An 11702-nucleotide genomic window follows, 5' to 3' on the forward strand; every position below is an offset into this window, starting at 1 on the left:
TGTCCAACTACCACCTCAAGAGAGCCGAGCACCGGCACTGGCCCCAGCCGACCCGGACAGCCACCGACGCCGTCGTGATCCACACGCCAAGACCACCAGACCCGTAACGCAACGGCATTGGCCCTAGAACGACTGTCTTCCGTCGGTCACATTTCTCTGTCGCGATCCGTCAGGGCAGTGACAGCAACATGAAAGCCCGAAGGAGACGGCGATGGAAGCACGCTCGATCACGGCGGAGGTCCCCCTGGTTCCGCGGATGTCCGAGGACCCCGCGGAGCTCGTCCCCGAGCTGGCGGAGGTGTCGGCGGCGCTGTTCAAGGTCACCGGCAACGGTTCGGTACCGCGCTCCACGATCAGCCTGGTCCAGCTGCGCGCCGGTCAGATCGTCGGCAGCACCTACCTGACCATTCTGCACACGGGCTTCCTGCGCAAGGCCGGACAGTCGGAGGAGCGGATCACGTCGGTGGCGTCCTGGCAGGACTCGCCGTACTTCACTGGTGCCGAGCGTGCCGCGCTGGCACTGGTGGAAGCCGTGCTTCAGCCGTCCGCAGACGGCGAGAGGGTCTCCGACGAGCTGTATGCACAGGCAGCCGAGCACTACGAGGACAAGGCGCTCGCCACGCTGATGTTCGCGATCGGCCAGGTCAACTTCTTCATCCCCGTCGCGCTCATCGCCAAGCCGGTGCCCGGCCGGTCGTTCACCGACCCGTGGAAGTGAGGCCACCCGGGTCGGGGGTGCGTCCGGCTGGGGCCGCTGTAGGTCAGGCCTCGCGCGGGGCGATGAAGCCCCTCACTGGCCTCTGATCCTGCGGATTACGGGAGTCTGGCTCCTGCGCGCGCTTCCACGCCGCCACCAGCTCCGCATACCGCGGGTCGATCCACTCAGCCATGCGACACCTCCAGCCGTCAGCCTAGGGGCAGTCGGCCGCCCCGGGCATGGAGCGGCCCCGGCCGGGTCGGCGTCCGGCCGGGGCCTGGTCCCGCCCGCCCCAATGAGCTCACGGGGTACGGGGTGGGCGGGGGTCTACGCCTTCCACTCGATTCCCGAGACGGCCGTCGGTGAGGTTCGGCCCGTGTAGTAGTCGACGTGCCGCTGGTCGCTGTGCGGCGGCCTGGTGCAGTGTGCGTACCTGTCGGGATGCTCCATCCAGCAGTAGCCAGCCGCGCGGCCGGCGGACTGCGCAGCGCGAGCGGCGCGGTTACTGGGATCGCTGCTCTGGGCCATCAGCTCTTTCCTGTCGGGTTGCGTGGGGGCGGGGCGATGGCGCAGTCGGGGCAGGCGTACACCTCGATGTCGAGGACGTGGGCGCCGTCCCGACCGCGGGAGACTCCGGCGGACACGGCGCCGGTCACGTCCACAAGGCTCTTGCCGCACCAGCAGCAGGCCCAGCCGGAGTACTGGGCGCGAGTCAGGTCGAGGGCGGACGGAAGCGCGGTCACGGCCGGTCGGCGAGTGGCACCAGGTGGTGGGCTTCGCGGCAGGGGCCGCAGGCAAACAGGTTCCCGAACGTCCCGGGGCCGGAGCCCTGCTCGACGGCCCGGATGAGGCGGACGCCATGGGCGAACTTCTTGTGCCAGGCGCAATACCCATAGTTGGTGGGGGTGTTCGCGGTGCCCGCGATCTGCGTAGTCTCGTGCATGTCGACGCTCCTCAGCGGCGTTGACCGTGCCCCGGGAGGCTCCGCCGCCTCGCCGGGGTTTCGTCGTATCCACCGACGCTAGGAACCGCGGCCTTGCAGTCGCCACAAACTTGCACCGGCTTGCACCGCACTTCTCTGGCGAGTGGCGATGGCTGCTTCGCGCCCTTGACGGAGTCCTCCGACGGGTCGACGTTGGTGCAAGTCCGTGTAAGGAGAAGGGTCTTGGAGGCCACTATGGCGCTACGGTTCATCGGCATCGACCCCGACACCGACGAGAAGAACTGCCCGCGGGTATGGGTCGACGAAGACAAGCAGGAGTTCGTCTTCCAGGGCTGGAAGGCGGACCAAACACTGGAAGACGAGGTGCGGTCCACCGGCCCGCTCCCCGACTACGAGGCCGTGGTGCGGATCCCCGCACGCATGGTGCACATCCTCAAGGAGGCCTGCGATGCCGTTGAGCATCCCGCCGTCGTTCGATGAGCAGCTCGCCGCCGCACAGCGGTCGGCTGTCCACCTGGAGATGCGGGACGCCTACTACAGCAACCCTCGCTTCGAGGCCTGGCTGAAGGGCGAGCGGGTCGACTGGGACGACCGCGCTTCCTGGTGGCGGCCCTTCCACCAGGACATCGCGGACGCTGTCGCCCGCGGCGTCCAGGTGCGGCGGGCCCGGGTCGTGTCCGAGCCGGTCACCGACTACATCCGCTGGGAGCACTACCAGACCCGCGCCAACGTGGAGGCCGGCGAGCAAGTGCGGTGGCTGCCCCGCCGCCACACCGCCGACCTCCTGATGCCCGGATGCGACTTCTGGATCTTCGACGACCGGGTGATCCGCGTGCACGACTTCTCCGGCTCCGGCGACTGGCTCGGCGAGGAGTTCTACGACGACCCCACCCTGGTCGAACTGAACAGCGCCGCCTTCGAACGCGTCTGGGACCGGGCCATCCCGCACGACCAGTACGAGATCCGATAGACCGACCGCGACAGAACGACCATGCCACCCACATCCCCGTCGTCCAGCGTGCAGGCCGCGCGTGCCGCGCTCGCCGCGCGGCTCCGCGAGATCAGGCTGGACGCGAGGATCACCAAGCGGGAGCTCGCCGCCCGGTGCGGGTGGAGCGAGGCGAAGTCGTCGCGGATCGAGAACGCCCGCACCGCGCCCTCCGACGACGACCTTCGCGCCTGGTGCCGCGCCTGCGGCGCCGACGACCAGGCGGCCGCCGTGGTCGCCGCGAACCGGCAGGCCGACTCCATGTACGTGCAGTGGAAGCGGCTCCAGCGCACCGGACTCAAGCAGCTCCAGACGGCCAACCTGCCCCTGTTCGAGCGGACCCGCCACTTCAAGGTCTACTGCTCCAACGTGGTCCCCGGCTTCCTGCAGACACCCGGGTACGCCACCGCGCTGCTCCAGGCCATCGCCACGTTCCGCGGCCTGCCCGACGACGTTGCCGACGCCGTCACCGCGCGCATGGAGCGCTCACGGATCCTGCGGAAGAACGGCCGGACATTCGCGATCCTGCTGGAGGAGACCGTGCTCCGCTACCGCCTCGGCGACGCCAGCGTGATGGCCGGCCAACTGGGGTCGCTGCTCTCGGCGATGGACCTGCCGTCGGTGTCGCTGGGCATCATCCCGGCCGCCGCCGAACGCAGCATGTGGGCGATCGAGTCGTTCACAGTCTTCGACGACCAAAGGGTGGATCACGAGCCGTTGTCGGCCTCGGTGAAGATCACGGCTCCGGATGAAGTGGACCAGTACCTGAGGGCGTTCGGCGCGCTGCACCAGCAGGCCGTGTACGGCGCGGACGCGCGTGCCCTGATCCTGATGGCCATCGAGGCACTGCACTGACCCCGGGCACGACGAAACGCCCCTGCGTTGCCGTGCGGGCAAGGCGAACCTGCTGGGCGAGCGGAAGACTCACGCCGACCGCCTGCATCCGGCCGCCCCTCGGGCGGCCCAAGACAAAGGCCTGCATCGTCGGCGTCGTCCCGGTCACCCCGCCGCGACGACCCCGAAACGGTCATCGAACACGTAATCGTCCGGATCCGGGACGGCCAGCCACGCGCAGCGGGGTGCCAGCGACGTACTCGGCCAGCGCCTCGCGGAGCTGACCCACCGTCCAGACCTGCGCCGCCTCGTGCTCCTCAGTCATAAACGGATCCTTTTACGCAGGGACGGCGGGCGGATCCGCCCGAAGCGACAAGGCTCTGACCGGCACAGGTTTCAGAAATCAGAAGCGACCTAGGTGAGCCGGTAGACGTTGTAGACGCCCTCGATGCCGCGGACGGCCTCCAATACGGGTCCCAGCTGCTCGGGATTGCCCATCTCGAAGGTGAAGCGGCAGGTCGCGACGAGGTCGCGGGAGGTCTGGACAGTTGCCGAGAGGACGTTGACGTGCTGGTCGGACAGGACGCGGGTGACATCCGAGAGGAGCTCGCTGCGGTCCAGGGCCTCGACCTGGATGGTGGCCTCGAGGACTGAGGACTCGGTGGACACACACTCCGCCCCGACGATGCGCTCGGGCTGCTGCTCCCGCGTGGTGCTACCGGTGCCCTGTTCGCTTGTCTCGTGGCGGCGTTCCTCGGAGAACCAGGCGCGGATCTTGTTGCTGGCGCGCGGCGACTTCACGAAGCCGAGCCAGTCCCGGGAGGGGCCGGCGCCGGCCGCCTTGGAGGTGAAGACCTCCACCAGGTCGCCGTTGTCCAGGGTGGACTCCAGCGGGACGAGACGGCCGTTGACCCGCGCCCCTATCGTCCGGTGGCCGACCTCCGTGTGGACCGCGTACGCGAAGTCCACCGGAGTGGCGCCGACCGGGAGCGCGATGACGTCGCCCTTGGGGGTGAAGACGAAGACCTCGTTGCGGGAGAGGTCGAAACGCAGGGACTCCAGGAACTCGCCCGGGTCCACGGTCTCCTTCTGCCAGTCGAGGAGCTGCCGCAGCCACGCCATGTCGTTGATGCCGCCCGCGTCCTTGCCGGACTTTCCGGACGGCGACTTGGGCGCGTCGGTACGAATCTTGGAGGCGCCGGCGACGGCCTCCTGCTTGTACTTCCAGTGCGCGGCGATGCCGTACTCGGCGCGGCGGTGCATGTCGAACGTACGGATCTGGAGTTCGACCGGCTTACCGTTGGGCCCGATGACCGTCGTGTGCAGCGACTGGTACATGTTGGACTTGGGCATCGCGATGTAGTCCTTGAACCGCCCCGGAACCGGCTCCCACCGATTGTGGATGGTTCCCAGCGCCGCATAGCAGTCGCGGACAGTGTCCACGAAGACACGGATGCCCACCAGGTCATAGATCACCGTGAAGCCCCGGCGGTGGATGAGCATCTCCTGGTAGAGGCTGTAGTAGTGCTTAGGGAGGCCGGTCACGGTCGCCTTGATCCGGGCCGCCCGCAGGTCCTGCTGGACCTCGTCGGTCACCATGGACAGATACTCGTCGCGCTTGGGCGCCCGCTCGGCGGCCAGGCGGACCATCTCGTCGTACATCTTGGGGTAGAGGATCGCGAAGGCGAGGTCCTCCAGTTCCCACTTGATGGTGTTCATGCCCAGGCGGTGGGCGAGCGGCGCGTAGATCTCCAGGGTCTCGCGCGCCTTCTTCTCCTGCTTCTCGCGCTTGAGGTAACGCATGGTGCGCATGTTGTGCAGGCGGTCGGCGAGCTTGATGACCAAGACCCGCGGGTCCTTCGCCATCGCTACGACCATCTTGCGCACGGTCTCGGCCTGCGCGGCCTCGCCGAACTTGACCTTGTCCAGCTTGGTGACGCCGTCGACGAGCAGGGCGACCGAGTCGCCCAAGTCGCGGCGCAGATCGTCGAGGCCGTACTCGGTATCCTCGACCGTGTCGTGCAACAGGCCCGCCATGAGCGTGGCCGGATCCATGCCCAGCTCGGCGAGGATGATGGTGACGGCGAGCGGGTGCGTGATGTACGGATCGCCGCTCTTGCGCTTCTGGCCGCGGTGCCAGCGCTCGGCGACCTGGTAGGCGGTCTCGATCTGCCGGAGCGTGGCCGTCTCGATCTTCGGATCGTTGCTGCGCACTATCCGCAGCAACGGCTCCAGCACCGGGTTGTACGGGTTGGAACGCTGGACGCCGAGGCGGGCGAGGCGGGCGCGGTTGGAGGAGCCGGAACGGGCGGGCTGGCCGGTGTCCGGATGGAGCACGGACGCGGGTCCGAGAAGACCGGTTACTTCCTCTGGCCCCTCCTCGACGCGGGAGCCTCGCAGACCTTCGCGGACAGCCTTGGCAGCCCTCTTATGAGAGGAAGCCAGGAGCTTGTCAAGCGGATCGGCAGAGCTCTGCGCATCAGCGGAGTCCTGCGGCACCGGAGGATGCGACGGTGCGGCGGGGTTCATGACCACTGGTGAGGAGGTGTCCGGCTCTTCTGCCCGTGCTTCGAACCTGGGCATCAGTCCTCGCCTCCCAACCCGCCTAGTTCTTCTCGCAGACGCGACCGTGCCTCCGACAGGCTTACACGAACGGCTCCCGGTTTCACGCCCAAAAGTTCTGCGATCTCTTTCGGTTGGTACCCGTCGATGCTCCAGGCCATGACCTCGCGCTGACGCGGTGGCAGCCGGCGGATGGCTTCGAACACGAGTCGTTCCTGATCAGCGAATTCGATCGAGCCGATCAGCATGTCCTGCGGGGCTGGCAGGTCCTCCGATGGGGCATCGGCTATCTCCCATCGAACTCCAGCAACGGACTTGAAGTAGGCATTCCTGATCGACACACGCACGTAACCGTCCAGTTTGTTGATCTGGTCCCTACGCACGAACGCCTCGGCGGTCGCGTCCTGGACCAGGTCTTCAGCCTGTTGCTGTCCCGCCCCCAGAGTGATGGCGAAAAGGACCAGATTCGGCCAATCGCCCTGGTACCACGTTGCAAAGCGCACCTTCCCGTCGTCCTGTGGACTGCGGCGAGAAGGGGATGCCATAGGTGTGTCTCCGAGTTGGGGTGACCGTTAGAGAGAGCCATCGTCCACCGGGTCGGCCGAGCCGTCGGGAGGTTCGATGGAACCGACGGGTTCAACCGGGCCGACCTGGATCCGCACACCGGTGCAATCGTCGATGTACACACTGCCTGCGGGCAGTTCTCTGCTGACCTTGAGCACCCTTCCGTGCCGGTAGCGCTCACGGAGCCAGGTCGTGAGCAGCGTCAACCCACATGCGGTCAGTCCGGCCACGATGCTGAAGGATGTCACGGCTCGTCTCCTTCCAACCAAGTCGGCAGCGGCCCCAACCCCAGGCTCTACGCCTGGTGTTCAGCCCATCTGCCTTCTAGGAGTCGATCGCCGCCCGAAACGTTAGGAGGGCCGTAGGTCCTCATCTTGCTCTTGAGGTCTGTGCACTCATAGGGCTGCCATTCAGCTGCCCGTCCGACAGCGCCCAGCGGAACGGAAAACCGGATCACGATCACGCTTCATGACGCCGCGACCTGCGGAGAGAGGATGTGACACAGCTTCTGACGCCACTTCGCCCAGCCCGAGGCAAGGCCGGCAGCGTACGGTGCGTCGGTCCGCTTGCCCACGAGGCCTTCCACACCCGCGAGCGCTCCCACCCACTTGAGGGCTTGCCCACGGTCCTCGGCAGCCGGCACCGCGCGCAGGGTGGCCGGGCCGCCCTCGAGCAGACGCAGAAGCTCGGTACGGCGCTCGGCATACGGGCGAGACCGCCGGTCGGTGTCACCGACAGCGAGGACGTCGAAGAGGGAAGCGCACGAGTTCGTAAAATCCCGGATGCCTGTGAGCGGAAACCTGAACGCTTCTCAGCGGGTAGCTGCCTGTGGGGGGTAGAAGCTCCGACTTGGCAACAACCGGCATGGCGGTAGCTACTCTGCGAGCATGGATCAGGCATGGGTGGCAGTCATCGGGACGGCTGTGGGGTCGGTTGGCGCGACCGGGGCTGCCTTTGTCGCTGCTTGGGCAGGGCGCCGACAGACTTCCATCCAGGCAGCGAGTCAACAGGAGCAGTGGCGACGCCAATTGAGGCGTGATACGTACGGCGCTCTGCTGAGTGCTGGGGCGGAGGCCCGAGACGAACTCGGGTCCCTTTTCACCGCCCTGGAGCGCCAGCATTCGACGATGGACCAAGATCAATTAGCGACGCGTCTGGAAGAGACTAAACACCTCGTCAACACCGTACGGCTCGCCACCGCCACGGTCTTCGTCGAGGGCCCGCCCTCCATCCTTGAACCCGCGAAACGTGTCGAAGACGGACTGATTCTTTTCCACACGGCAATGACGGCAGTTGCTACGAGGCCTGCAGGCACAAGCGATGAGAGCATCGCTGCGTACCACGCCATTTGCCGAGAGGAACGGGTTGGTGTTCGAACGGCGCTGATGGATTTCGCTTCGGCTGCGAGGAGTGTCCTGGACGGCGATTCAAGTCAGACGCCACCCCCCGAGCACGCACCGGCACGAGAGTCTACCGAAGAGCTGTCCTGGCTCATTGACGGGGTGGCCAACGCACTCGGGGCACCACGAACCGACATCAATGCGGACACGACACTTTCGGCGAATGGGCTGGACTCCCTATCGGCCGTGGAGTTGGTGCACTTCCTTCGCCGAGAACACGGGCTCGTCCTCGAGGGGAGCTGGTTCTTCGGGATGTGGGATCAGACCCTGCGGCAGGTTTCGGGCCATCTGGCGGCACTCCGGGCTGGCGATAACTGAGGGGTAGGCGAACAGCGGGTATCGGTGGGCTGGACCCTTCGCATGGCCAGCGCCAAGCAGGACGAGCGGACCGCCTTCTGGGACACCTACGGCCAGCGTGACACTTCCTCGGCCGACGCCTGGCGCGCGCTCATCTACGAGGCGCGCCATCTGGGCGCGATCCGGCTGGAGCGGCACCGGCTGGGCAACGTGGATGGCGTTCGGGAGAGTTACGTCTCGCTGGGGAAGATCCTCAGCGCGTTGGTCTGATCGGGCCCGGAAGCAGCCGCATTCGTTTGCGCGAGTGCGTCGGCCCCGCCTACCTCCACAGCGTCCGCGCCGATGTCCCCGCGGCCAGAAGCGGTCAAGAATCGTATGCCCACGCCCGACCGGTCTGCCGGTACTGCCCCCCTGGTATGGGTTCTCGCACAGCTTCTCACACCCACGCGCAGCACACTATTATTAATGTTTCTGGTGCTGCGGGACGCCGGGGACATCAGGGCCGCCGAGAGCCTGCTGGCCGTCCTGGACTCCGGCGAGCGGGGCCCTTGGGTGCCCTCTCCCGGACAGCCGGGAATCCTCACCCGGGCTATGGACGTTCGGAACGCGCTGCCGCCTTCGGCATCCCGGCAGCACCCCGACTTCGACGCCGAGATCCGGGCGGCCCACGCCCGGAGCCGGCGCCCACGCACCACCTGAGCCCGTCCGTCCGGCCGCCGCAACGCCGGTCACCCGCTGCGCCCCATGCCGCCCAGGTCCCGAACAGGCGTCAGCCGCAACGAGGTTGAGCCATCGGAGATGGCTCCGACTATCCGTCGTTTTCGCAGGTCAGAGGGTATCTAGCCCCCACAGGAATTCAAACTATTATTTTATGCGCAGGGGGGTTGGTCCCCGCCAATTCGCCGATGAGGCAAGGAGAAGGAGAGCCACATGGCCACCGCCGTCTCGACCCCGACCGACAAGCCCGACGAACACGAGGAGGCCGTGCCGCAGATCGTCCAGCTCGACCCGGCGCTGCTGGTGCGCGACGAGTGCAACGCCCGTGAGCACGACACCGAGCCGGACGAGAAGCTCACCGCCTCCGTCAAGGAACTCGGCGTCGAGGAGACCATCAGCGCCCGGCCCCGGCCCGACGGCACCTACGGGGTCTCAAGGGCTGGCGGCGCGCCCAGGCGGCGCAGATCGCCAACGCCACCGCCGAGCAGGAGGGCCGCCCCGTGCGCCCGGTCAAGGCGTTCGTGCGTGAGGACCTGGTCGGCCGTGACGGCTGGACGCGGTTCCTGCCCCTGGTCGAGAACGACCACCGCAAGGGCATGAGCGAGCGGGACACCCTTCGAGCGCAGGAACTCGCCCTGATCGACATAAGCGACGTCGACCGGCGCACGGCCACCAAGGCCCTTGGTGTGAGCCGCCACGCGGCCAAGCAGGCCAAGACGGCGCAGAAGCTCAACGACGCCACCCTGCGCCGTACGGCGGCCGCAGGCATGGACCTGGAGCAGACCGCCCAGCTCGCCGAGGTCGAGAACGTGCGCGACGCGGAGAACCGGCTCATGAGGGCGCTCCAGCGCGACCAGGTCGAGGGCACCGGCGGGCGCGGCCACTGGGATCAGGAAATGGCCCTGCTGCGCTCCGAGCAAGCCGACACCGACGTCCGCGCCAAGGCCGAGGCGGAGCTGAAGAAGGCGGGCATCCCGCTGCTGGGCCGGGTGCCGTCCTACGAGAAAGACCCGTCCCTTCCCCTGACGGAGCTGACCACCGGTCTGGGCAACCCGCTCACCGAGGACAACCACAAGAACTGCCCCGGCCACAGCGCCCGGCTGGACGAGGAGCACCGGCCCGTGTGGCACTGCGCCGACCCGGCCGCGTACGGCCACAAGGTCCGGCCGCAGCCGAAGAAGCCCAAGACCGAACAGGACGAGCAGAAGGCCGAGGAGCGGGCCCGGATCGTGGCGTGCAACCGGGCCTGGAAGGCCGCCGCCGGGCCGAGGCAGGAGTTCGTCAAGCGGCTGGTGCGCGGAAAGACCCTGCCCGACGAGGCCCGGCTCTTCGCGCAGCGGATCATGCTGGATCTGCCCGCTTCTACGGCAAGTGGGCCGACAAGCAGCGCACGCAGACCGTGGCGCTGCTGCTCGGAGCCAAGGACCCCGAGAACGGCTCCTCCTCCGAGACCGCCGCCAGCTTCCCCAAGAACCGGCTGGCCAACGTGCTGTTCGCCCAGGTCGCCGCCGCGTTCGAGGACTCCGTCCGCGAGCCCAAGCAGTTCGACACCGCCAGGATGACGCACGTCTACCTGTGGGAGTCGCCCGACCGGCTCCAGGCCGCCTACCTGCTGCTCCTGGAATCCCTCGGCAAGGCCGACGACGGCAGCTACCAGCTCTCCGAGGTCAAGCAGCAGGCCGTCGCCAGCCACCGGCCCGACGCCGAGGCCTGACCTTCTGCCGCTGCCCCACCACCAAGCCCCGGCCGGGCACGCCCGGTGCCCGGCCGGTTGTCCACCCCTCCGCGCAGAGAGGCGAACCAGCATGCCCATCACCATCGACGAAGTCCGGGGCTTCATCCGGCAGTTGCCCGACGCCGCAGCCGTCGCGCAGGTCCAGGAGGCCGCCGCGCAGCGGCTCCGGGCCATCGACAAGGCCGCGTTCGCTCACATCCAGTCGGGGCGCCGGGCACGCATCACCCCCGCAGTGCGCTCGAAGCTGCTGCGCGGCCTGACGGGCACCGTGCAGGAACGCAACCGCACCGGCAGCCGTGCGGGCTTCCTTCTCGACGAGGAATCCACCCGGCAACTGCGCGCCCATCCCCGCAACAGCTACTACCACATCCCCGAGAACGTCCGGCGCTTCCCGATCCCCGGCAACGGCGTCCCGGTCTCCTGCCTGGAGCTGATCGAGGACTGACCCGCGTGCCTGCGTCGCGCCGACCGGCGCGACGCAGGCGTGAAGCCCCCTCTTCTGTCCGATCGGCTGCGCGATCCCGTCGCCCGGCCCGCACATGAAAGGCCGTCATGCCCGAGAACCAGCAATCGACGTCGTCCGATCCCAACGCCGACATCCCCGACCGTCCCCTCACGCTGGCCGTACTGCGCCAACTGGTCCGCAGCGACTGGCGCGGCCTGCCCGGCAGCACGCTGATCGTGCTGTCCCGCGACGTCGAGGGCAACGCCTTCTCACCGTTCGCGAGCTACAGCCGCTCCCGGTACGCGCCGACCTGCAACGACTTCGTCGGCGAGGTCTTCCCACTGCCGGAGGAGCTGAAGGAGGACAGGGAGCTGCGCAAACTGTTCGCCAACGTCCCTGCCAGCGCCGTCCCGGCCCTGGTCCTCTACCCGCTCGGCTGACCGGACCCGCGCGGGGCGGGACAGCCCGTCCGGCTGTCCCGCCCCCGTCTCACGAAAGCGACGTGTCACCCACCATGTCC

General features: G+C 67.8%; 18 protein-coding genes. 12 read left to right on the plus strand and 6 right to left on the minus strand.

Annotated elements, in window-relative coordinates; translation table 11 throughout:
* The first annotated feature begins 211 nt into the window (after window positions 1-211).
* The gene (locus ACTWQJ_RS34580) at window positions 212-718 is read left to right on the plus strand and encodes a carboxymuconolactone decarboxylase family protein (RefSeq protein WP_443310419.1); all 507 of its coding nucleotides are present in this window, start codon (window positions 212-214) and stop codon (window positions 716-718) included.
* Between the two features lie 506 nt (window positions 719-1224).
* Here ACTWQJ_RS34580 and ACTWQJ_RS34585 read toward each other — a convergent pair.
* A complete protein-coding gene (locus ACTWQJ_RS34585) occupies window positions 1225-1440 on the minus strand; it encodes a hypothetical protein (RefSeq protein WP_443310420.1) in 216 nt (71 codons plus the stop codon).
* Complete coding sequence (locus ACTWQJ_RS34590; RefSeq protein WP_443310421.1) at window positions 1437-1640, minus strand: hypothetical protein; 204 nt, start codon at window positions 1638-1640, stop codon at window positions 1437-1439. Before ACTWQJ_RS34590 ends, ACTWQJ_RS34585 begins: the two co-directional genes overlap by 4 nt.
* Window positions 1641-1874: 234 nt before the next feature.
* Between ACTWQJ_RS34590 and ACTWQJ_RS34595 the strand changes: the two genes are divergently transcribed.
* From ACTWQJ_RS34595 to ACTWQJ_RS34605, 3 genes are read left to right on the plus strand one after another with little or no spacing between them, the layout of a single operon-like run.
* On the plus strand, window positions 1875-2120 hold the full coding sequence (locus ACTWQJ_RS34595; protein WP_443310436.1) for a hypothetical protein: 246 nt from the start codon (window positions 1875-1877) through the stop codon (window positions 2118-2120).
* Window positions 2089-2610: a DUF6879 family protein gene (locus ACTWQJ_RS34600; protein WP_443310422.1), complete on the plus strand. Its 522-nt coding sequence runs from the start codon at window positions 2089-2091 to the stop codon at window positions 2608-2610. The genes ACTWQJ_RS34595 and ACTWQJ_RS34600 overlap by 32 nt, the downstream gene beginning before the upstream one ends.
* A gap of 21 nt (window positions 2611-2631) precedes the next feature.
* The gene (locus ACTWQJ_RS34605) at window positions 2632-3483 is read left to right on the plus strand and encodes a helix-turn-helix domain-containing protein (protein WP_443310423.1); all 852 of its coding nucleotides are present in this window, start codon (window positions 2632-2634) and stop codon (window positions 3481-3483) included.
* Window positions 3484-3655: 172 nt separating this feature from the next.
* Here the strand turns inward: ACTWQJ_RS34605 and ACTWQJ_RS34610 are convergent, their stop codons facing one another.
* The 4 genes from ACTWQJ_RS34610 to ACTWQJ_RS34625 all read right to left on the minus strand — a co-directional run bounded on the left by ACTWQJ_RS34610 (window position 3656) and on the right by ACTWQJ_RS34625 (window position 6836).
* Complete coding sequence (locus ACTWQJ_RS34610) at window positions 3656-3787, minus strand: hypothetical protein (RefSeq protein ID WP_443310424.1); 132 nt, start codon at window positions 3785-3787, stop codon at window positions 3656-3658.
* An 89-nt stretch (window positions 3788-3876) separates the two neighbouring features.
* A complete protein-coding gene (locus tag ACTWQJ_RS34615; RefSeq protein ID WP_443310425.1) occupies window positions 3877-6045 on the minus strand; it encodes a RelA/SpoT family protein in 2169 nt (722 codons plus the stop codon).
* The gene (locus ACTWQJ_RS34620) at window positions 6045-6527 is read right to left on the minus strand and encodes an RNA polymerase sigma factor (protein ID WP_443310426.1); all 483 of its coding nucleotides are present in this window, start codon (window positions 6525-6527) and stop codon (window positions 6045-6047) included. Before ACTWQJ_RS34620 ends, ACTWQJ_RS34615 begins: the two co-directional genes overlap by 1 nt.
* Window positions 6528-6596: 69 nt before the next feature.
* Complete coding sequence (locus tag ACTWQJ_RS34625; protein WP_443310427.1) at window positions 6597-6836, minus strand: hypothetical protein; 240 nt, start codon at window positions 6834-6836, stop codon at window positions 6597-6599.
* An 879-nt stretch (window positions 6837-7715) separates the two neighbouring features.
* Between ACTWQJ_RS34625 and ACTWQJ_RS34630 the strand changes: the two genes are divergently transcribed.
* From ACTWQJ_RS34630 to ACTWQJ_RS34665, 8 genes are all read left to right on the plus strand, one after another.
* Window positions 7716-8306, plus strand: a complete 591-nt coding sequence (locus tag ACTWQJ_RS34630) for an acyl carrier protein (protein ID WP_443310428.1) — start codon at window positions 7716-7718, stop codon at window positions 8304-8306.
* 42 nt (window positions 8307-8348) lie between these two features.
* Entirely contained in the window at window positions 8349-8555 is a 207-nt protein-coding gene (locus ACTWQJ_RS34635; protein WP_443310429.1) for a hypothetical protein, read from the plus strand.
* Window positions 8556-8750: 195 nt separating this feature from the next.
* Window positions 8751-8984, plus strand: a complete 234-nt coding sequence (locus ACTWQJ_RS34640; protein ID WP_443310430.1) for a hypothetical protein — start codon at window positions 8751-8753, stop codon at window positions 8982-8984.
* A gap of 231 nt (window positions 8985-9215) precedes the next feature.
* The gene (locus tag ACTWQJ_RS34645; RefSeq protein ID WP_443310431.1) at window positions 9216-9602 is read left to right on the plus strand and encodes a hypothetical protein; all 387 of its coding nucleotides are present in this window, start codon (window positions 9216-9218) and stop codon (window positions 9600-9602) included.
* Window positions 9503-10564 (plus strand): hypothetical protein, encoded by a 1062-nt coding sequence (locus ACTWQJ_RS34650; protein WP_443310432.1) that lies wholly within the window; start codon window positions 9503-9505, stop codon window positions 10562-10564. Before ACTWQJ_RS34645 ends, ACTWQJ_RS34650 begins: the two co-directional genes overlap by 100 nt.
* A complete protein-coding gene (locus ACTWQJ_RS34655) occupies window positions 10561-10716 on the plus strand; it encodes a hypothetical protein (RefSeq protein ID WP_443310433.1) in 156 nt (51 codons plus the stop codon). The genes ACTWQJ_RS34650 and ACTWQJ_RS34655 overlap by 4 nt, the downstream gene beginning before the upstream one ends.
* Before the next feature lie 91 nt (window positions 10717-10807).
* On the plus strand, window positions 10808-11182 hold the full coding sequence (locus tag ACTWQJ_RS34660) for a hypothetical protein (RefSeq protein ID WP_443310434.1): 375 nt from the start codon (window positions 10808-10810) through the stop codon (window positions 11180-11182).
* A gap of 107 nt (window positions 11183-11289) precedes the next feature.
* Window positions 11290-11622: a hypothetical protein gene (locus ACTWQJ_RS34665; RefSeq protein WP_443310435.1), complete on the plus strand. Its 333-nt coding sequence runs from the start codon at window positions 11290-11292 to the stop codon at window positions 11620-11622.
* Window positions 11623-11702 lie beyond the last annotated feature (80 nt).

This window comes from Streptomyces sp. KR55, assembly GCF_052245645.1.
GTDB lineage: Bacteria > Actinomycetota > Actinomycetes > Streptomycetales > Streptomycetaceae > Streptomyces > Streptomyces flavusporus.

Bases quoted from the DNA above. Each gene is read 5' to 3' on its own strand.
- ACTWQJ_RS34580 (WP_443310419.1), top strand. From the start codon at position 212: ATGGAAGCACGCTCGATCACGGCGGAGGTCCCCCTGGTTCCGCGGATG.
- ACTWQJ_RS34590 (WP_443310421.1), bottom strand. From the start codon at position 1,640: ATGCACGAGACTACGCAGATCGCGGGCACCGCGAACACCCCCACCAAC.
- ACTWQJ_RS34595 (WP_443310436.1), top strand. From the start codon at position 1,875: ATGGCGCTACGGTTCATCGGCATCGACCCCGACACCGACGAGAAGAAC.
- ACTWQJ_RS34600 (WP_443310422.1), top strand. From the start codon at position 2,089: ATGCCGTTGAGCATCCCGCCGTCGTTCGATGAGCAGCTCGCCGCCGCA.
- ACTWQJ_RS34605 (WP_443310423.1), top strand. From the start codon at position 2,632: ATGCCACCCACATCCCCGTCGTCCAGCGTGCAGGCCGCGCGTGCCGCG.
- ACTWQJ_RS34610 (WP_443310424.1), bottom strand. From the start codon at position 3,787: ATGACTGAGGAGCACGAGGCGGCGCAGGTCTGGACGGTGGGTCAGCTC.
- ACTWQJ_RS34615 (WP_443310425.1), bottom strand. From the start codon at position 6,045: ATGCCCAGGTTCGAAGCACGGGCAGAAGAGCCGGACACCTCCTCACCA.
- ACTWQJ_RS34630 (WP_443310428.1), top strand. From the start codon at position 7,716: ATGGACCAAGATCAATTAGCGACGCGTCTGGAAGAGACTAAACACCTC.
- ACTWQJ_RS34635 (WP_443310429.1), top strand. From the start codon at position 8,349: ATGGCCAGCGCCAAGCAGGACGAGCGGACCGCCTTCTGGGACACCTAC.
- ACTWQJ_RS34640 (WP_443310430.1), top strand. From the start codon at position 8,751: ATGTTTCTGGTGCTGCGGGACGCCGGGGACATCAGGGCCGCCGAGAGC.
- ACTWQJ_RS34645 (WP_443310431.1), top strand. From the start codon at position 9,216: ATGGCCACCGCCGTCTCGACCCCGACCGACAAGCCCGACGAACACGAG.
- ACTWQJ_RS34655 (WP_443310433.1), top strand. From the start codon at position 10,561: ATGACGCACGTCTACCTGTGGGAGTCGCCCGACCGGCTCCAGGCCGCC.
- ACTWQJ_RS34660 (WP_443310434.1), top strand. From the start codon at position 10,808: ATGCCCATCACCATCGACGAAGTCCGGGGCTTCATCCGGCAGTTGCCC.
- ACTWQJ_RS34665 (WP_443310435.1), top strand. From the start codon at position 11,290: ATGCCCGAGAACCAGCAATCGACGTCGTCCGATCCCAACGCCGACATC.